At 45.6% G+C, this 20,402-nt stretch carries 16 protein-coding genes; 6 read left to right on the top strand and 10 right to left on the bottom strand.

What is annotated here, in order from left to right:
* Positions 1-8 precede the first annotated feature (8 nt).
* The 3 genes from NG792_RS04455 to NG792_RS04445 all read left to right on the top strand — a co-directional run bounded on the left by NG792_RS04455 (position 9) and on the right by NG792_RS04445 (position 5,744).
* A complete protein-coding gene (locus tag NG792_RS04455) occupies positions 9-749 on the top strand; it encodes a glycerophosphodiester phosphodiesterase (protein ID WP_261201580.1) in 741 nt (246 codons plus the stop codon).
* A gap of 76 nt (positions 750-825) precedes the next feature.
* The gene (locus tag NG792_RS04450; RefSeq protein ID WP_261234675.1) at positions 826-4,482 is read left to right on the top strand and encodes a hydantoinase B/oxoprolinase family protein; all 3,657 of its coding nucleotides are present in this window, start codon (positions 826-828) and stop codon (positions 4,480-4,482) included.
* A 128-nt stretch (positions 4,483-4,610) separates the two neighbouring features.
* On the top strand, positions 4,611-5,744 hold the full coding sequence (locus NG792_RS04445) for a three-Cys-motif partner protein TcmP (protein ID WP_261234674.1): 1,134 nt from the start codon (positions 4,611-4,613) through the stop codon (positions 5,742-5,744).
* A gap of 7 nt (positions 5,745-5,751) precedes the next feature.
* Here the strand turns inward: NG792_RS04445 and NG792_RS04440 are convergent, their stop codons facing one another.
* Together NG792_RS04440 and NG792_RS04435 are read right to left on the bottom strand one after the other, a co-directional pair.
* Positions 5,752-6,519 (bottom strand): DUF5131 family protein, encoded by a 768-nt coding sequence (locus NG792_RS04440; RefSeq protein WP_261234673.1) that lies wholly within the window; start codon positions 6,517-6,519, stop codon positions 5,752-5,754.
* Positions 6,520-6,767: 248 nt separating this feature from the next.
* Positions 6,768-9,089, bottom strand: a complete 2,322-nt coding sequence (locus NG792_RS04435; protein ID WP_261234672.1) for a fused MFS/spermidine synthase — start codon at positions 9,087-9,089, stop codon at positions 6,768-6,770.
* Between the two features lie 194 nt (positions 9,090-9,283).
* Here NG792_RS04435 and NG792_RS04430 point away from each other — a divergent pair, with 194 nt between their 5' ends.
* Positions 9,284-10,129 (top strand): prohibitin family protein, encoded by an 846-nt coding sequence (locus tag NG792_RS04430; protein WP_261199517.1) that lies wholly within the window; start codon positions 9,284-9,286, stop codon positions 10,127-10,129.
* Positions 10,130-10,330: 201 nt separating this feature from the next.
* Here NG792_RS04430 and NG792_RS04425 read toward each other — a convergent pair whose 3' ends face one another.
* The 3 genes from NG792_RS04425 to NG792_RS04415 all read right to left on the bottom strand — a co-directional run bounded on the left by NG792_RS04425 (position 10,331) and on the right by NG792_RS04415 (position 12,321).
* The gene (locus NG792_RS04425; RefSeq protein ID WP_261199516.1) at positions 10,331-11,254 is read right to left on the bottom strand and encodes a GUN4 domain-containing protein; all 924 of its coding nucleotides are present in this window, start codon (positions 11,252-11,254) and stop codon (positions 10,331-10,333) included.
* Between the two features lie 150 nt (positions 11,255-11,404).
* The gene (locus NG792_RS04420) at positions 11,405-11,812 is read right to left on the bottom strand and encodes an MAPEG family protein (RefSeq protein WP_261199515.1); all 408 of its coding nucleotides are present in this window, start codon (positions 11,810-11,812) and stop codon (positions 11,405-11,407) included.
* A gap of 134 nt (positions 11,813-11,946) precedes the next feature.
* Positions 11,947-12,321: a hypothetical protein gene (locus NG792_RS04415; protein ID WP_261234671.1), complete on the bottom strand. Its 375-nt coding sequence runs from the start codon at positions 12,319-12,321 to the stop codon at positions 11,947-11,949.
* 136 nt (positions 12,322-12,457) lie between these two features.
* On the opposite strand from NG792_RS04415, the gene NG792_RS04410 reads away from it, so the two are divergent.
* Together NG792_RS04410 and NG792_RS04405 are read left to right on the top strand one after the other, a co-directional pair.
* On the top strand, positions 12,458-13,546 hold the full coding sequence (locus NG792_RS04410) for an acyl-CoA dehydrogenase family protein (protein WP_261234670.1): 1,089 nt from the start codon (positions 12,458-12,460) through the stop codon (positions 13,544-13,546).
* A 71-nt stretch (positions 13,547-13,617) separates the two neighbouring features.
* Positions 13,618-14,046, top strand: coding sequence for an acyl-CoA thioesterase (locus NG792_RS04405; RefSeq protein WP_261234669.1), 429 nt, complete (start codon positions 13,618-13,620; stop codon positions 14,044-14,046).
* 286 nt (positions 14,047-14,332) lie between these two features.
* Here the strand turns inward: NG792_RS04405 and NG792_RS04400 are convergent, their stop codons facing one another.
* The 5 genes from NG792_RS04400 to clpS form a co-directional block, all read right to left on the bottom strand.
* Positions 14,333-17,386 (bottom strand): AAA family ATPase, encoded by a 3,054-nt coding sequence (locus NG792_RS04400; RefSeq protein WP_261234668.1) that lies wholly within the window; start codon positions 17,384-17,386, stop codon positions 14,333-14,335.
* A gap of 169 nt (positions 17,387-17,555) precedes the next feature.
* Positions 17,556-18,728 carry a metallophosphoesterase family protein gene (locus tag NG792_RS04395; protein ID WP_261234667.1) on the bottom strand — a complete coding sequence of 391 codons (1,173 nt, stop codon included), beginning with the start codon at positions 18,726-18,728 and terminating at the stop codon, positions 17,556-17,558.
* Positions 18,729-18,807: 79 nt separating this feature from the next.
* The gene (locus NG792_RS04390) at positions 18,808-19,131 is read right to left on the bottom strand and encodes an S-layer protein (protein ID WP_261234698.1); all 324 of its coding nucleotides are present in this window, start codon (positions 19,129-19,131) and stop codon (positions 18,808-18,810) included.
* A gap of 67 nt (positions 19,132-19,198) precedes the next feature.
* Positions 19,199-20,041 carry a CPBP family intramembrane glutamic endopeptidase gene (locus NG792_RS04385; protein WP_261234666.1) on the bottom strand — a complete coding sequence of 281 codons (843 nt, stop codon included), beginning with the start codon at positions 20,039-20,041 and terminating at the stop codon, positions 19,199-19,201.
* A gap of 15 nt (positions 20,042-20,056) precedes the next feature.
* Positions 20,057-20,338, bottom strand: coding sequence for an ATP-dependent Clp protease adapter ClpS (clpS, locus tag NG792_RS04380; RefSeq protein ID WP_015146967.1), 282 nt, complete (start codon positions 20,336-20,338; stop codon positions 20,057-20,059).
* Between the last annotated feature and the right edge of the window lie 64 nt (positions 20,339-20,402).

Raw genomic sequence — 20,402 nt, 5'->3', positions numbered from 1 at the left:
TTGAGATCATGCAGCTAGAAATTATCGCCCATCGAGGATACTCCAGTATCGCCCCAGAAAACACTCTGGCGGCATTTTTGGCGGCGATCGAACATCAGGCGGACTCCATCGAGTTTGATGTGCAGTTAAGTGCCGATGGAGTGCCGATGGTGATTCATGATTCCACCTTAACCCGGACCACGGGAATTCGGGGAAAAGTTAGGAAGAAAACCCTAGACCAAATTAAGAATCGAGAAGCGGGTTCTTGGTTTGATTGGCGATTTAAGGGAGAACCAATTCCGACTTTAGAAGAAGCCTTGATGGCCTTGCAAGATATTAAAAAATTTTTGTATATAGAAGTTAAAACTCATTCTTACTGGACCGATAAAAAAATAGATGAATTAATTGAAATGCTGATAAAACACCAATTTAAAAATCGATGCGTCATTGCCTCTTTCAATGGATCTTTTATTGACCGGGTTCGCGAACGCAGTGAGGATTTCTCATTTGCCTATCTGGTCGCCAATCGGGCTGCATTCCGCAGACAATTAACCAAAGCTGCCCAAGGGGGAAATACCGTCATGATGAGCAAGTATAAACTGTTAATTAAAAATCCGGCCTTAATTAACCTCTGTCGAGAACAAGGAGTCGATATCGTCGCTTGGACCGTAGATCAGCCAAAAGACCTAGAAAGATTGCTTGAATTAGGAATTGTGAGAATAGCGACCAACTGCTTAGTGCCAGAAATGTTGGAACTAAAAATTCAATAGGGTTTGGCGACCCTTGCGGATTTTACTTGGCATGATTTAAAATAGTCAAAGCATTCCAAGTTTCAACAAAATTAGTATGACTTTAATTAATTCAGATAATCGCTGGGAATTTTGGATTGATCGCGGGGGTACTTTTACCGATGTAGTCGCGAAGCGTCCTGATGGGCAATTGGTGGTGCATAAAGTGCTATCCGAAAATCCAGAACGATACAAAGATGCGCCGGTCCAAGGGATACGAGAACTCATGGGAATATCTGGGGATGAACCCATACCCATTGACCAAATTGCGGCGATTAAAATGGGGACAACAGTTGCCACCAATGCCTTATTAGAACGCAAAGGCGATCGCACGGTTTTAGTGATAACCAAAGGATTTAAAGATGCCCTCAGAATCGGCTATCAAAACCGCCCCGATATCTTCGCCCGGGAAATTTTGTTACCCGAAATGCTCTATGAAAAAACCATTGAAGTAGAAGAACGCTACAGCGCTCAGGGAGAAGAATTACAACCCGTTAACGAAGCACCTTTAATCCAGGAATTACAAGCGGCGTATGATAGCCAAATTAGAAGTTGTGCAATTGTTTTGATGCATGGATATCGTTATCCTCACCATGAACAACAAATTGCTAAACTCGCCCAAAATATTGGATTTACTCAAGTCTCGGTTTCTCACCAAGTCAGTCCTTTAATGAAGCTTGTGAGTCGGGGAGATACCACCGTTGTAGATGCCTATCTTTCCCCAATTTTGCGTCGCTATGTCGATCGCGTTTCTGGAGAAATCTCCGCTAATCCTGACGCCTTAGATAATCGCCTGATGTTCATGCAATCCAATGGCGGGTTAACCGATGCACGACAATTTCAAGGCAAAGATAGCATCTTATCCGGTCCTGCTGGTGGAATTGTTGGGGCCGTAGAAACCAGCAAAAAGGCTGGATTTGAGAAAATTATCAGCTTTGATATGGGTGGCACGTCCACCGATGTTGCCCATTATAACGGCGAATATGAACGAGAATTTGAAACAGAAATTGCCGGAGTGCGATTAAGAACTCCGATGATGTCTATTCATACTGTTGCTGCTGGTGGCGGGTCAATCCTATTTTTTGATGGGTCACGTTATCGCGTCGGTCCCGAGTCGGCTGCGGCAAATCCTGGCCCTGCTTCCTATCGCAAAGGAGGACCATTAACTGTCACTGATTGTAATGTGATGTTAGGGAAAATTCAACCGCAATTTTTTCCAAAAGTGTTTGGAATTAATGGAGATTTACCTTTAGATTCAGACATTGTTCGGGACAAATTTAACGAAATGGCCCACCAGATTAAACAAGCCACAGGAGATGACCGACTTCCGGAACAAGTCGCTGCGGGATTCCTGGCGATCGCCGTAGAAAATATGGCAAATGCCATAAAAAAAATTTCCCTACAACGGGGATATGATGTCTCTGAATATACCCTCTGTTGCTTTGGTGGGGCCGGAGGTCAACACGCCTGCCAAATTGCCGATACCTTGGGCATGAAACGGGTCTTTATCCATCCCTTTGCTGGCGTTTTATCCGCTTATGGTATGGGATTAGCAGATATTCGCACCATCCGCCAACGGGCCGTAGAAGCTTCTTTAACGGCTGAATTATTGACCCAGTTGCAAACTCAATTATCCCAACTGGAAGCCGACGGAAAAGCCGAATTAAGCCAGAACATTGAGGGAACTGGGGGACTCGTTTCCGTGGCTAAACTGCATCTGAAATACGAAGGCACAGACTCCAGCTTAATTGTCGATTTTGCGGACAATACCGCCATCCTCAAAGCGGCATTTGAAGCCGAACACCGTCAACGGTATGGATTTATTAAAGAGGATAAATCCTTAATTGTAGAAACGGTTTCTGTCGAAGTAGTGCAGCAGATGATACCCCCGGAGGAACCTACCGTTCCCCGGCGATCAGAGGCAGTTCCCTCACCGATTGCCACCGTCCCCATGTACGATGGAGGTTCCTGGCAGGAAACTCCCGTTTTTGAGCGCCAACAATTGCAACCGGGAGATACCCTTAATGGACCGGCTTTAATCATAGAACAAACTGGCACAAATGCCATTTCCGCCGGTTGGCAAGTGCAAATTACGGAGCGGAATTACTTAGTCTTAAACCGGGTATCCAGCGCCGAAATGCCTCGGATAGAAACCCAGGCGATCGCCGCAACTAACCCGGATCCGGTCCTCTTAGAAATCTTTAACAATTTGTTCCGCGCTATTGCCGAACAAATGGGGATTACCTTACAAAATACCGCCTCTTCTGTCAATATCAAAGAACGCCTAGATTTCTCCTGCGCCATCTTTGATCGCGCCGGTCAACTGGTGGCAAATGCTCCTCATATTCCCGTGCATTTAGGCTCAATGAGTGAAAGCGTAGAAGCTTTAATGAAGGCTCAAGGGAAAACGGTTAAATCCGGGGATGTTTATGTGTCCAATAATCCGTATAATGGCGGCACGCACTTACCCGATATTACAGTGATTACCCCAGTGTTTGATAAGGCCGAAAAGGACATTTTATTTTACGTTGCCTCCCGAGGACATCATGCGGATATTGGCGGTATTACCCCGGGTTCAATGCCACCCCATAGCAAAACCGTGGTCGAAGAAGGAGTATTATTGGATAATGTCCAAATCATCAAAGCTGGAAAATTCCAAGAATCCCAGTTATTAGAGATTCTCACCAGGGCCGAATATCCCGCGCGAAATCCTGACCAAAACATTGCCGATTTACAAGCGCAAATTGCCGCCAACGAGCGTGGGGTGCAAGAACTCCAAAAAATGGTCGAACACTATGGTTTGAAAACGGTAGAATCCTATATGGGATATGTTCAGGATAATGCCGAAGAATCCGTCCGACGGGCAATTGCTGTACTCAAAAATGGCGAATTTACCTACCAAATGGATGAGGGGGGAGAAATTCACGTCAAAATTAGCATTGATAAAAATAACCGCAGTGCCACCATTGATTTTACCGGCACATCGGACCAACTCCACAGCAATTTTAATGCTCCAGCAGCAGTCTGTAAAGCGGCTGTTTTGTATGTATTTCGCACTTTAGTTAATGATAACATTCCGCTGAATGCTGGATGTCTCAAACCGCTGAATATTATTATTCCAAAAGGCAGCTTATTAAACCCCTGCTATCCAGCAGCAGTGGTAGCAGGAAATGTGGAAACCTCTCAGGCGATCGTTGATGCTTTGTACCTCGCTCTTGGAGTGATGGCAGCATCCCAAGGCAGCATGAATAACTTCACCTTTGGCAGCGATCGCCATCAATATTATGAGACCATTTGTGGCGGTTCTGGTGCCGGTCCCAACTTCCACGGAACCGATGCCATTCAAACCCACATGACCAATTCCCGCCTCACGGATCCGGAAGTTTTAGAATGGCGATTTCCCGTCCGGTTAGAAAGCTTTTCCATTCGCGAAAATAGCGGCGGAACAGGGCAATATACCGGGGGAAATGGAGTGATTCGCCGCCTGCGATTTTTGGAACCGATGACGGCAGCAATTTTATCCAATCACCGACGCATTCCCCCGGCGGGATTAAATCAAGGCGGCGACGGTGCGATCGGGCATAATTTAGTTGAACGCAGCGATGGTACAATTGAAGAATTAGGAAGCACCAGCGCGGTTCAAATGAATCCCGGAGATATCTTTACCATTCAAACCCCGGGAGGCGGAGGTTATGGGGCTCTAACTTCTGATTAGGTCAATTTAGATTAGAGTGGGAAATTACTACGCTAATCATTCCAAAAGGGGGAGGCCATTCCAGAATGGCCTCCCCCCATATCAACTAGACAATTGTCGCAATCGGTAAAATTTTGGAAGATAGTCTTATGAGCAATAGTTCTTTTTTTAATGAGTTTACTGAACAATCTCTAGTCAAAGCTGAAATTGTTTCAAAATACTTTTGGGCTTGGGCAAAGGTAATTATCCCTTGGGCTAAAAAAAGTAAAATGAACATTGCTTATGTGGATTTATTTTCGGGGCCAGGGCGTTACAAAGATGGAGCTAAGTCCACCCCTTTAAAGATTTTGGAACAGGCGCTTTGCGATGATGATATGTGCCAAAAGCTAGTTACACTCTTTAACGATTTAGATTCAGATAATACCCAATCGCTTCAAAAAGCGATTAACGCCTTACCAGATATAACAAAATTATATCACCCTCCTCGAATTCTAAACATGGAAGTTGGGGAAAACATTATCGCAGAATTGAAACTCCTTCAATCAGTGCCCGCCCTTTTTTTTATAGACCCTTGGGGCTATAAAGGGTTGTCCCTTAAACTCATTGGTTCGGTAATTAAGAATTGGGGCTGTGACTGTATATTTTTCTTTAATTACAATCGAATTAACATGGGATTAAGTAACCCCGCAGTACAAGAACATATGAATTCGCTGTTTGGTAAAGAGCGAGCAGACTTACTGCGAGAAAAACTGGAATCCAAGCGTTCCTATGAACGAGAATTGATAATTCTGGAAGATATCTCAAAAGCCTTGAAAGAAATCGGAGGTGATTATGTTTTACCCTTTGGTTTTAAAGATGCAACAGGAAGCCGAACGAGCCATCATTTAATTTTTGTATCCAAGCACGTTCGGGGATACGAAATTATGAAAGAAATTATGGCCAAACAAAGCTCTAGCAAAGAACAAGGAGTGCCATTGTTCGAGTATAATGTAGCAACACAGTTTCAGCCTTTACTCTTTGAACTGTCAAGACCCTTAGACGAGTTGACAGATATGTTAATCAATGAATTTGCTGGGAAAACAATGACAATGAAACAGGTTTACGAGCAACATCACGTGGACAGGCGCTATATCAAGGTCAATTACAAAGAAGCGCTGAAAAAATTAGAGCAGGCTGGAAAAATTTTAGCTAATCCACCGGCTAACAAACGCCGAAAATTAAAAGGAGAAATTACCTTTTCCGATGAAGTAAAAGTGACATTTCTCTCCAAAAATGCCCAGTAAACTTAGCTTATTTCCCCACTCCTGGAGCTAAGGGAAATTTGACCGAATTCCTCCCCCACTTCTGCTGGTGCTTATGCCAAGAGTATGGCATTTCATCCCAGATTTGTTCATCAAGTAATCTACCGTTTGCTTTAGGGGTTCTGCCCCCTACTTGCTTAAAGAAAAAAGCTACTCCAGATTCCTGGCATTGTTGGCGGATACTTTGGGCCCATTCTAGTTTTAAAGGACGGTGTTTGGGTCCGGATTCACCGCCGACAATTACCCAATGAATCTCTCTCAGGTCAAGATCCAAAGGCCCTAAAAGCGGTTCACAGGAGAGAAATCTCACGGTTGCCGGGACTTGGCGCAAATAGTCAACTCGCTGAACATAGTTTTGATTTTCAACGGAAACACCCATCCAAACATTTTCAGGCCATTTTAATTGGGGTGCAAGCTGTAGCAAACGTTCATGACGTTTAGTCAAGATTTGATAAATATGCCACGGGGTTTCTTTCATCACCTCGAAGACATCTTTAAGAAAATAGAGAGGAACGTCTTCATGGAATAAGTCACTCATTGAATTGACGAAAATTCGACTCGGTTTTCGCCACCGCTTGGGTTCTTCTATCCGTTCTGGATGGAGCGTTAAGTCAAATCCATTGGGGAAATTGGTATGAAACCGTTTTGTAAGGGCTTCCGCATAGCAATGGGTGCAACCCGGACTCACTTTTGTACAACCCGTGGTAGGATTCCAGGTTCTATCAGTCCACTCTATACCCGTATGAATACTTGACATAAAATTTTATTTTTTCCTAAAACAGCAATTAAATTTGGAGGACCTCTTTAGTCTGTTAATTCTTATTTTAGCTTGAATTGACGGAAAAATCAAGCAATTTTACATTATTTTATCTATTGCAAGAATCTGAATCATCAGAATAACCCTTGAGAAAAATTGCTTAAACGACTTTATAATCGCTGCGGTGCGTTCTGGAATTAAAGGGATAATGGATTCATTGGTTGTCAGAAATTCGGAGAGATGACCTTTCATCGTTGCATATCAAACAATCGCAATACTCCCACTAAATCAGAAAAATCATCAGTCCATAAGGGGGCTTTTTCGGTATTTGGAATCGGTTGCCAACGAGCATCGGCGCTTAAGTTGCCAAAATCCTCTGGTTTTCGGGCGAGTAAGACCCATTGAGAGGGGGTTTTTCCGAGGGCTTTTTCTTCCGGGGAAAGGTCTCGGTCTAACTGTTGTAGGGTAGCTAATCCTAGGGTTTGGGCTAGGGTTCCTAAGACGGGTTCTAAATTGATGTAGCGATTGGAAATATTAATTGCTATAATACCCCGCTCTCGGAGTTTTGTCAAGTAGAGTTTTAAGGCTTCTTGGGTGACTAAATGCACGGGAATGGAGTCTGAACTAAAGGCATCCATGACGAGCAAATCATAAGTGTTATTCGGAGTTTGCTCTAATCGCAATCGGGCATCCCCTAAAATTACAGAAAAGGGGGCTTTAGCTTGTGCTAAAAAGGTAAAGTATCGGGTGTCTCGGGCGATTTTTTCGACGATGGGGTCAATTTCATAAAAGGTCCAGGTTTGGTTAGGTTGCGCGTAGGCGGCTAGGGTGCCAATTCCTAATCCTAATACGGCAACATTTTGAAGCCGATCGCTGGAATTTAACTGTTCAAAAGCTTGACCTATCGGACCCGTGGGATGAAAATAGGTTAAGGGTTCCTGACTGCGTTGAGGGTCAAGGCTTTGTCTACCATGTAAGGTAGTTCCATGAACTAAACTATGATAGGGTCCTCGGCGATCGTACACAATCCGATTGACCCCAAAAAAGTTCCTTTCCGTTTGGAGAACTCCACTCATATTCCCTAGGGAAAATTGCCCTAAAAGTAAGATTAAGGTTAATCCGATGGCTAGACTAGGGCGAGGTAGGGAAAAGGTAATGTAGAGGGCAATTAAGAGGGCGATCGCAAATAAATTACCAAACCAACCTTGGCTAATATTTCGGGCAGTGAATCCAACTAGCAAGGCTCCAAATAATAAACTAAGGCTGATAATTTGGGTGGTTTTTAAGTTGAATTGTATGCCTAATTTTTGCGCTTTACGGCTTTGCTGGTCTTTGCGGAGTTGGCTGAACCAGGTGTCTAAATCGCCCTGGGGAGTTTGCAGTAAGGGGGGGTCTTTTTGAGGGGAAATCGCTTCTCTGGGGTTGTTCAAGGTTAACAAAGCCAAGAGTAAAATTAAGGGATATTCTAGTACCGAGGGGAATAAAATTGGAGCAGCGATCGCATTAAACAAGCCCCCGAAAACCCCACCTAGGGAAATCCAGAGGTAAAATTCAGTGAGATGGGCAACGGAAGGGCGACGACGGGATAATTCTCCATGAAAGACACAGGCGATCGCAAAAAATCCGACTAAATGTAACGGCACCAGTAAAGCCACGGGGCGCATTACTTTGGCTAAAAATAAAATAATGAGCGTACTAGAAAATAAGGGAACTAATGTCATTAATATCTGATGAGGAAGCCGGGGATTGCGAGCAAAGGTTAAAATAAAAGAGAGTAAATAAAGGATAAGGGGAATCGCCCAAAGGAGGGGAATTGCTGCTAAATCCGTTGTTAGATAGGTGGTGACGCCTAGCAGTAAGCTAGAGGGAATAAAAGAGAGTAAAGTCCACTGAGCTTGTTGTTGCCAGGTGGGATTTTTATCTGATATTACAGGCTGTTTTGAGACAGAAAAATGGTAATTTTTTGATTTTACTTGTGGTGAAAATTTCCACAAACAAATAGCACATCCTAGGGTAAATAGGATTAAAATAATATAAGCTACTGCCCAAAGCGTACTTTGTTCGGATAATGATAAATAGGGTTCAATTAAAATGGGGTAACTGATTAATCCCAATAAACTGCCAAAGTTGCTGGCACTATAGAGAAAATAGGGTTCTTTGCTACTGGGATGATCCGTTTCAGCAAACCATTTTTGAATCAGCGGCGCACTGGTAGAAACTACAAAAAAAGGTAATGCTACCGAGGAAATTAAAAGTCCTAATAACCAAGGGATTGGATTCGTATTTTCTAGACTCAATCCAGTTTTAGAAAGAGCAATGGGTAAACTCACCAGAGGTAAAAAGAGGAGGAGACTATGGGCGATCGCTTGACGGCGAGTACCCAAATAACGGGTACTTAAATGGGCATAAGCATAGCCACATAATAAAGCACCTTGAAAAAAGAATTGACAGGTATTCCAAACGGCTGGAGACCCCCCGAGGAGAGGTAAAATCATTTTTGCTACCATCAACTGCACACTAAATAGCAGGAAGGCACTCATAAACAGGGTAAGGGAAAACAGGATTAACAAGGGCGTGACTCCTCAAGTGCAACAAGCTATCCATCTAGTGTAAATAATTTCTAAAATTTTGGGTACTCGCCACCCCGCTGGAGTTGACAATACCCTTGAAAGCAAAAATCCCTCCTCCATAAGTTTCCCACTCCTAGGATACTCTGCTAATCTATAAGATGTAGTCTGATTATGCCATCACAGGAGATAAGGATTTGAAAAATCAGTACACCCAAAATATCCAAGCGATCGTCATTGGAATTGTCTTAGCCTTAATACTTTTGTTTGGATCAAGTTCTTTTGTGATTATCAACCCTGGGGAGGCAGGGGTGCTGAGTATCCTGGGTAAATCTCGCGATGGCGCTTTACTTGAAGGAATTCACCTCAAACCGCCCTTAATTTCAAAAGTGGATGTGTATGATGTGACGGTGCAAAAGTTTGAAGTCCCTGCCAAAAGTGCCACCCGAGATTTACAGGATTTAACGGGACGATTTGCGATCAACTTTCGCTTAGATCCGACTCAAGTGGTGACAATTCGGCGAACTCAAGGGTCTTTGGAGAATATTGTGGCAAAAATTATTGCTCCTCAAACTCAGGAATCGTTTAAAATAGCAGGTGCTAAAAAAACCGCTGAAGAATCGATTACTCAACGGAGTGCTTTGAAGGAAGATTTTGATAATGCTTTGAGCAGTCGATTAGAAAAATATGGGGTCATTGTCATCGATACCAGTGTGATTGATTTGAATTTTTCAACTGACTTTGCTAAGGCGGTTGAAGAGAAACAAATTGCGGAACAACGGGCGCAAAGAGCGGTTTATATTGCTCGGGAAGCGGAACAAGAAGCCCAAGCTGATATTAATCGCGCTCAAGGGCGAGCAGAAGCACAACGACTGTTAGCCGAAACATTAAAAGTCCAAGGGGGTGAGTTAGTGCTACAGAAAGAAGCGATTCAAGCTTGGCGAGAAGGAGGCGCGCAAATGCCCAAGGTTTTAGTATTAGGAAAGGATGCGCCCCGGGTTCCTTTTTTGTTTAATTTAGGAAATGTTGAAGGGGATTCTTAATCCTGACTCAGTAAGGTAACTCCAAAAAATAAAATATCCAAACAACCCGCACCCTCAAGGGTGGGGCTATACAGACGAAGCCCGCCTGCGCGGGCTAAACGAATCTTGTTAGGTGCGATCGCATCAAAGTTGGACGATTTATTTCTTGGAATACCCTAACTTATTTTCCCCCTCACCCAGAGGGGGAATTAAGGGGTGGTTTCAAATATTTTGTAGAGAATGAAATAAGGTAATTAAGGCTTCTTGGGCGGTGGATTTTCCGACGCCATAACAAGAACGTTTCCGCCATGCGATCGCCGGGAGATGACCCGCTACCGCTTCTAAGGAAAAGTCGAGTTCGTCATAGTAAATCCAGTTGTCCTGTACCCGCCATCGGACGCGATCGCAAAATGCAGTATAATCCCCTTGGACCCTTTCCCAAATTTCCTGTTGTACCCTCAATCCAAACTGACCATGACTATAGTATTCCCACAACCAATTTAGGGTCACTAAATCGGTTTTGGGAAACCTTTCTAAGTCTTCTATGCTTAACCAGCCTTCCTCTTCTCGAACCGTTGCTTTTAGGGTGATCGCCCAAGTTTCTTCATCAGCTTTTCTCCATTTGCCTTTGGAGAGTAAATTCATTAACCGACTGTAATCAATTCCCACCTCAGAACTAGGATAGAAAGGTTCCGCAGTCTCTCCCTGAGTTGGCAAGATTGCACTCCCCTGTATCCACTCAGAAACCTGACTTAACACGGTTTCAATTTGCTGGAAATTCAACCCCTGTAAATAAGCAGAAATCCATTCGATTTGAGATTGGAGATAGGCTCGTTCTCCTCGGGCTTCTTGTAACTGAATTGTGACTTGATTAAACCGTTCATCAACCTGATTTTCTAACTGAGAGAATCTCTCAGAATCATTAAATTTTCCTGCCGGATGAGGAGTGAATTCCCCTGGCATTTGCTGGCGCACCCACATTCTTCTCGCCCAGTCTATCTGAATTTGTTGTTTGGCTAAAAACGCTTTTCTGAGTTTGCTGGAGGCACTACCGGGAACTGGGGTCAAATCCCATCCACAGCTAGAACAGCGTTCATATTCTCCCTCTAAATATTCCGTATCGCAAACGGGACAGTGATTTATCATAGGTTCTCAAAACAGCAGCCAGATTTTCTATTCAAAAAAAGCGATAAAAAGATAATTTTAAACAAGTTTGAAGGCTTCAGTGAGGGTAAATTTAAGGAAGAATTTTCCCGATTTTACCCTCACTGTATTGGAGAGATAGTTAAACTCAAATTAGCTGAAAAGGCCCGATTGAGTCACGTTCAAAATAATTCCCACTAAGGAACCGATGATCAGGATCATGTTGGTTAATGAACTAATTGCAAAGCCGATTCCTCGTTTTTCAGCCGCTTGGTAATATCCCCAGGCGTAAATAATTCGTCCCACAACCCAAACTCCCCCGATCGCCGCTGCCCAAACCGGACTCACAAAAGCGGAAAAAATCCATAAAGCAGGCAAGAACGAAATGAGTTGTTCTAAGGTATTTTCATGGACCCGTACCACTCTTTCAAAATCGGGATTTCCTGACATGGCGGGAGGTATTATTTTGTATTTAGCTCTGGCACGACCGACATTAATCGTGACAACAAAGTAAACAATTAAGGCCGAAATGGTGACTAAACTGGGCCAAGGCGATAGCATAGGGTAACCTCAATTTTCTGAAAAAATAAAGTAATTTTATCTCTCTTTAAATTATGACATAATTGGGGGACAGGGGTAAAGCGCTGCTGTAAACAATTTTATGCTCAATGGCACAAGTCCCCTTCCATCCTCAGTTAAGGGGTAATCCGAACCTCGATTTCTAAGAGTCTCTCTTCTACAGTTGCGATGCGTTCTTTGAGTTCGATCGCCAAGATAGCGAGGTTATCAAATTGTTCGGCGAGGGAGGGGTCATCCGGTTGCCTGGGCGTGGATGGGGGAATCTCTTCGAGTTGGGGGCGGGAGATGCTTGGAGAAGCATCGGGTTGCCTCCCCAATCTAGCGACGTCGGATTCTAACCGATTGATTTGCGATCGCAGGCTAAAAATTTCCGATTCTAAGCGAGAAATCCGACTGGCATCCGCAACTGAGCCTTGTGCGGATGACGCACCGAATACCAGCAATAAAGTCAACCCAAAAATGATAACAATTCGATGAATAGGGTTCAGCATGATATAATTTCCTAAAAGATTATCTCTTTCTATTTTATCGTTTTGACTAAAAAACTGCTGGACTGGAATATAAAGAAGAGGGCATCGTATCATTTAGAAAATTAACAGACGGAATCAGGTTTTAAAAACTAAGCACATGAATTCCCAGCCAACCCTTTTAGCGGTGGCAGAGTCTTATTTGCAAGACGTTGTAGCACCGAATGCGGCCATCCTGGACCAGGATCCAGATGCCTTGAAAACTGCCTTAAAAGGATTAGGCAGTCGTCATTTATTGGGGTTAAAACTGCCCGAACCTTGGGGAACAGTGGATCCGCAAACTGCTTGGGAAATTCAGGAGGCGATCGCCCGTTACTCCGGTGCGTTAGGGTTTTTACAAACCCAGCATCAAAGTGCCGGAAGCGCCATTAGTCGCAGTCATAATCAGGCATTGAAAGCCGAATATCTCCCTCATTTAGCGACAGGAAAGCGGTTGTTAGGAATTGGGGTTTCTCATTTGCGACGCCAGGGAAATCCTTTAGTGAAAGCCTTACCCATTCCAGGAGGATTTCTGCTTTCTGGGACTGTGCCTTGGGTAACCGGCTTTGGAATTTTTCATGAGGTAGTATTGGGGGCAGAATTACCCGATCATAGGGCAGTTTATGGGATAATTCCCTTAGTAAATTGCCAAAAAAGCGGGGGGCAAATTACCTGGAATGCGCCCATGTCCTTGGCGGCAATGCAATCGACTCAAACCGTTAGTGGCATTCTGGAACAGTGGTTTTTGCCCGAGGAAAAGCTGTTGTTTATGCAACCGGCGGGATGGATTCATGAAAGCGATCGCAAAACGGTTCTAAATAATACTTGTCTCCTCTTAGGATGCGCCCGCGCCGGATTAGATATTATTGCTGCGATCGCCCAGAAAAAACCACTCCCCGGGATAGCTGCTGCGTTTAATGCCCTTGATCGCCAAGTCATCATCTGTCGCCAAAACATTCAGCAGCTACTGTTCCACCAATCCCGGGAGGAACTCGATACTTGGTATTCCCAGGCGTTACTTTTGCGAGTTCAAGCGATTGATTTAGCCTATAAAACGGCGCAAGGTGCGATTACGGTTTCTAGTGGCGCGTCCAATTTGGGGGAATCTCAAGCGGGACGGGTGTATCGAGAGGCCCTAGTTTTTGGTGTCTCCGGGCAAACTTCAGCGGTGATGGAAGCAACTTTGGCACAATTGATGAGATCGCCGTGAATGACGGAGCAAATTTGTTTACAATCAAGATAAATTCACTCAATTCAATGGGCTTAATCATGGAAAAATTTGTGACTGATATTCGCGTGCGGCATTATGAAATGGATGCTTTGGGTCATGTCAATAATGCCAGCTACCAACATTATTTAGAAGATGTGGGAATTCAACATTCGGAACATTTGGGGTTTTCCCTAAATCGCTATCGAGAATTGGGCGGCTATTTTATCATGCGGCGAGTCACAATTGATTATTTACGCCCAGCGGTAGCCGGGGATATTTTAGCGATTACTACTTGGTTAGAAAAGTTACGCGGGACTCGGGTCACTCGTCATTATGAAATTCGCAAAAAAGGCGAAACCGATTTAGTCGTAACCGCTGAAGTGCTGTGGGTTTGGGTGGATGCGGTGACGATGCGACCCAAAGCCATTCCCAAGGAATTTGTCGCCGCTTATGAGCAATATCAACAAGCTGTAATTGAATCAAATGGGGATAAAATGTGAGTAATTTTTTCTGGGCGAAATGTGGAGGTTAGGGCGATTAACCGATTGTCTGATGAGGCTTTTGCTAAAGTTTTGGATAATCCTGAAAATGAGGTTTATGAGGACCTATAATTTGGGAGAAGTCGTTTTCGTTCCATTTCATTTTACGGATTTATTCAATAAAAAAAGCGTCCCGTAGTCAGTGGAAAAATAATGACTGAAGTCGTGACGCCCAACAAGTAACCCTGAGTTTTTCTGGGTTTTTAGTAACGACTCCCGCCGTTTCCGGGTTTGTCCTCTCTTTGAATTACAAAACCTCCACCTCAAGGCGAGATCCTTGGGGAGACTTAAAGACTTTCACTTGGGTGGGGAGTCGTTCTCCTAATGATTTGACATGAGTGATTACGCCGATAGTGCGGTTTTGTTGGCGGAGGGATTCCAGGATTTGAGTGACACTTTCTAGGGTTTCTGAATCTAAGGTTCCGAATCCTTCATCGAGGAATAAACTGCCTAATTCTGCCCCCATTGAAAGTTTTTCCGAAAGCGCGATCGCCATTGAGAGGGAAGTAGCAAAGGTTTCTCCTCCGGAGAGGGTTCGGACTCGCCGCAGTTCGCCCCCATTCCAATTATCTTCGACCCAATATTCTCCTTCTTGCATTTGCAAGGCGTAGCGGGATTCGGTGAGTTCTTTTAACAGTAAGGTAGCTCGGGCAACTAATTCTGATTCTAAATGTTCTAAGATATAGGATTGAAATTCGTTGGTTTTGAGATTTTGGGCTAAAACATGATAAATATCGTAGTTTTTGCTGACGGTTTCTTGTTCAATTAGGAGTTTTTCCGATTGCGCTTGTTTCTGTTCAGCAGATTGTATCCATGTGGATAATTCCACTCGTTTATCTTGGGCTGTTTTTAACTGTTGTTCGGCAGTTTGTTTCGCTTGTTGTCGCTGTTGCAACTGGTGGGCATCAGTGGTGCGATCGCCTATTTCTGCTTGTAAGTCCGCGATGCGAGTAGATAACTCGATGCTGCTTTCTCGATGGTGGGTGATTGCCTGTTGCCATTTCGCCTGTTCCTCCGGGGAGGCAAGGGCAGTGAGAAAGGTAGCTTCGGTTAAATTCGTCCCTTGTAATTGCGTCTGCCACCGAGTCTGACACTGCTGTTGTTTGACTTGGGCAGCATCGGCACTAACCTGGGTTTGATGGGCAGTTTCTCGGGCTTGGATGACCCGATTTTCGGCTGTTTGATGGGCAGTTTCCGCAGCGGAAATGCGACTGCTGAGGGTTTGTTTTTGTTCGGCTAGGGTTTGGGCGAGAACTTGATAGGATAATCCCTCCGTCATCGCTGCCAGTTTCTCCCTCACTTCTTGGAGGTTATGTTGCCGTCGCGTGAGTTCCTCTGTAGCAACGTGGGCATCGGTGAGGGCCGCTTGATAGGTGCGACTGCTAAACTCACGGGCTTGCTGGGCGGTTTCCAGGCGGGTGATGGCTTGTTGATAGGCGGCGGCGGCTTCTCGGTATGCCCGATCGCTCTTTTGGAGGGCTTCTCGTTCCTGTTGCAGGGCGACTGCATCCAGGTCCTCACTCTCACTCCCTTGTAAGACATCGGCAATCTGCTGTTTTAACCCCTGTTGCTGCTGAGTGAGGGCGGCGAATTGTTCCTGAATTTCTCGGTGTTTCTGCGTGAGATTTTCTAGGGCAGCTTCGGCTTTGGTGGCATTTAGTTGGGCAGTCTGCAAGGCTTGTGTCGCCGTTGCTGCCTGGGTTTGTAAGGCAGTGAGATCCACCCAGGCGATCGCCGGTAAGGGGGGTAATTCTGCCTCAGAATCAGGATGGATACCGCCACAAACCGGGCAGGTTTCTCCCCCTTCCAGGGACAAGCGTAAAGCGGCTGCATGGTTGGATTTCGTGGCTTCTGCGTTGGCCCTTTCCCCCGCAGCAATCTCCTGGGTGATTTGCCCGATCGCCCCTTGTGCCTGTTGTAACCGTGTTAGGGCGGCTTGATAGGTGCGATCGCCATTTGCCCGGTCCCGACTCACTTGATCCAGGGCTTGTGCTTGCTGCTTCCGTTGCTTTTCCCCCAGAGTCCATTCCACCAATAACGGGGCTACCCTTGTGAGGCGTTCTAAACGGTCCCCTCCCGGCTTGTGGTGTTGGAGGGCATCCGTTGTGAGAGAAACCTGTACCGTTGCCGCCTTAACTTGCGCTTCTGCTTGGGCGAACTCCTGCTTTGCCGCTTGTTGCTGTTGCTGTTTTTGCTGGGATTGGGTAGCGGTGATCGCCACCTCCTGTTCCAACTGTTGCCGCTGTTCCTCGTAGGCTTTCGCTTGGGCTAAGGCTTCCTCCCGGGCAGCAATTTGCGGTGCCAGGGCGGCAGCTTCTGCCCTCACTTCTGCCAGTTTTTCCCGTTGTGCCTGTAATTGAGCTTCCGCTGCGGTTAAATTCAGGGCGGCTTTTTGAGCCTGACTGGCAGCTAATTTATCTTGAGTGCGAGCCTCCTGAACTAATGCCCAATCTCCTTGCAGGCGATCGGCCACTTGGGAACGGGCCAATCGTTCACTCAGGGCGGTAATTGTAGGCTGTTCCTGGTTGAGTTCGGCAAATTGGCGCTGAAACTTCGTGAGACGTTCTAACTGCTGAAATAGCCGTTCTTCCGCCTCTAACAAAGTTTGGGCGGTTAAGACACTTTGATTCAGGACCGGAATCTCGGTTTCTAAAGTGGCTAATAGCGATCGCTGTCCTTGAATGGCGATCGCATCTGGAACATCCAAATCTGCAATTTGTCGCTCAATTGTTGCCAATTCCTGCTTTAACAATCGGGCTAAATCATTGGTTTCCTTCCGCATCCGCTCAAAAATTTCAAACCCCGCCAATTGCCGTAAAATTTCCCGACGCTTGCCCGTATTTCCTTTTAAAAACTCATCAAATTGCCCTTGGGGTAACAAAATCACCCGGGTAAAGGTATCGAAATCCATGCCCAGAATTTCCGTAATTGCCTTTTTGCTTTCCCGTTCCTTCGTTTCCAGGGTTTCCCAACTGCCATCCCCCTGCGATCGCTCTAATAAAACTTGCGTCACTGGGGTACTGGGACGATATCGCCAAGTTCGGGTAATTCGGTATTCTCCTAAACTAACGGAAAATCGCAATTGCACCTTTAAAGTATTTGCCCCTTGACTGACTAATTCACCCGCTTGGGAAGTGCGGGATGTTATCCCATAAAGGGCATAAGTCATCGCATCCAGCAAGGAAGATTTTCCCGCCCCAGTTGCCCCAGTAATGGCAAATAAATCCAGTTCAGAAAAATCCAGAGTTTGTTCTCGGCGAAAACTGGTAAATCCTTCTAAAGACAGTTCAAGAGGTCGCATAAAAATGGGATGATTTTATCGTAAATTTGGACAAGTTGGAGAGGTTTTAATGAGCGGGTTAGGGTGAATTGTGTAGCCCCAGGCTTGACGCTGCGGGTTCCTTCTTCAGCCCGCGCAGGCGGGCTTCGTCCATAGAGCCAGACCCTTTAGGGTGCGGGCTTTTGCCAATTTACCCCGGATTTTTTTCTTTCAATTTATGATATAAATTCTGGAATTCTTGAACTACTAAGGGGTCCGGCATGGTTTCCAACCGTTCTCGGTAATAATGGCGAAATTCCTCTATCGGATCAAATGAATTGCCGTCGCGAATTCGTTCCCCAGAATTAACCATTGCCTCGGGATAAATCGGTTGAATTTGTAACGTTTGGGGACAAATTTGGCGGACGCGATCGGCGAGTCCTAACTGAGGGCTATCTAATTTGACCATCACCTTAAGAAATCCCGGATAATATTGATAGGATTCCAAGGTATCATCCAAGGTATCCCCCTGACACCAAATCACCTTTAACGGCTTCTGACAGGCAACGGGAATAAATTTTACTTCCGCTGGGCTTCCCGGTTCTACGGTAATTAAACAAAATCCTTTCTCTTGTTCCGCTTCGCCAAAATCAATTTGAATCAAAGAGCCCGAATAATAGGTGGGACAACTGGCTTTAATTTGTTGATGGATATGAATATGTCCCAGGGCAATATATTGTGCTTCGGGGGGCAAAATTTGCTCACCCAAGGCATAAGTATCGCGGGTGTAATAGGCAACTTCCGAATGAGCCAAACGCGCCCCATCCATTGCTAAATGACCCATGAGTACATTCACGCGATCGCCTCGAAATCCTTGGGTCAAATCCGCAAACAAATCCGCCACAATTTCCCGATAACTTTGGCGTTGCACCACTTCATCTTGAGTCCAAAGAGCGTGAGCATCTAGCATTCGCCGTTCTGAAGCAAAAGGCATCGCACCGACGCACAATTTACCGCTTTTTGTCTCTAAAGTAATCACCCCACCGTCATCGCCTCTGCGGGGTTTTCCTAATGCCCGAATTCCCGCCAAAGACAGCAAGGTAGCGAGTCCATCAATGCGCGTCGCCGAGTCATGATTTCCCGCGATCGCCACAGCGGGAATTCCTGCTGCTTGTAACCCACAAAAAAACTCATACGCCACCCGTTCCGCATAAGCGGGGGGATTGGGAACATCAAAAATATCCCCTGCAATCAGGACCGCATCCACCTCCCATTCAATCGCATAAGCCAAAATTTGCTGTAACACTCCAGCAATTTCCCTTGTCCGGTCTATCCCTTTTAAACGTCGTCCCAGATGCCAATCTGCCGTGTGAATGAGTCGCATGGAGAGGAGTCCCAAATCAGTGCAATCACATTTCCTATCATACCATTTAGGTTTGCATTTTACCCTTCAAAATGGCAGGTTAAAGGGTCGGTTCTGGACTCTCCGGCAAGGTCATGGGATTCGGTAATAAGCCATCTTCTTGAATCAACCGTTCGATTAAATCCGGAGGGGTTGCAGAGCGAAAGGGACCACAATAAGAAATCTTTTGTACCGATAAAAAGGCCCAATGATCCGGGGGAACATCACTAAACAGGGGGGGTAAAACTTCTACCCGGTCTTGCACACAAGCTTGCACAATTTCCTCTCGGGAAACCGAGGGGAGTGGTGCTTGTTGCGATCGCCCAGGAACGGCTAAGGTGGCGATCGCCAGGAATGCAGTTGTTACAATTCGGATTGGTTGCATCACTTTCCCTTCCCCTTTAATTATTTTAAATTCAAGGCCAAATCTGCTGGATTCAAAACCCGCCTATTTACTTTTCACCTGGGAGTTTAAACTGAGCAGCCCGATTCATTCCAAACGCGATCGCACTTAATAAAAAAATCCCAGAAATCCCCGCGATCGGATTTTGGTCCATCCCCGTTATCCACTGCGGGACCGCCCCCGAATATTCAACTAATTGACCTGTATTAATAATATAATAGCCGCAAACTAAACCCCCATGAAAGCCAATCGGTAAACCCAAGCGACCTTCACCCACTTTTTTCGCCGCCAGCAAGGTTAACCCCAGCAACAGCAAACCCGGGAACGCGGGTAAATTCCGAATCATCGCCTCAAGGGGCTTAATAAAATGTAAGAGGGCAAAAATGATCGCATTCATAGCGATCGCCACGGCGGGACGGTAATCGCGCTGTAACTCATCGAACAACCAACCGCGAAAGAGCAACTCTTCAGCAAATCCGACCCCCAGGGCGATCGCCAGTCCTTCTAAAAGGACCTTCGGCAATCCAGTAGGGTCCGGCAGTTGCCATCCCAACCACCCCAACAGACCCTCCACTACCAGTAATCCGAACAGACTCAACAAACCTAGGCCAAGACCTCCCAAGAGGTCTTGACCGTTGTGCCCAGAGAACTGTAACCCATAGTGTTTGAGAATCTGGGGTTCTCCGTAGACCCTTGACCCCCAAAATCGCACCAAGAGAATAAACTCTCCATATAAAACTGCCATTGATAAAATGCTCACCCAGTTGGAGTCCGGGACAAGCCAGTAAATCGGCACCGCGACTGGAACCCAAACCCCCAAAAGCATTGCCACAAAAATAGCTAACCTGCCTGGGGCCGGATAGTCACCGAAGCGGATCCAGTTCAATTTCACGCGATTCCCTTTTCCCTATTCGTCCGGTTCGATGGTACTGGTCAACCCATGATTTTTGAGAGTTTCGCAGTAAAACTCCGCGTGTTCCAGGGCGCAGGTAATCACCAAAGCAATTCCATTGCTGTGGGCTTCCATCATAATGCTAACCGCTTGAGGCTGAGTCAAACTCGGCACGGTCTGCATTAACGTTTGCACCACGTGTTCCATCGAGTTAAAGTCATCATTATGTAGTAAAACTCGATAACGCGGTGCTATTTTCCGAACCGTTGAAGTCTTTTCAATGGTTTCTACTGACACGGCGCTCTCCTTTAATTCAGCGATCGTAAATTTTGGCAGTCAATTCTAGGATTTTGAAGCATTC

It is taken from the genome of Laspinema olomoucense D3b, assembly GCF_025370785.1.
GTDB lineage: Bacteria > Cyanobacteriota > Cyanobacteriia > Cyanobacteriales > Laspinemataceae > Laspinema > Laspinema olomoucense.
The sequence above is the reverse complement of the archived record's forward strand: the minus strand, read 5'-3'. Positions and strand labels throughout refer to the sequence as shown.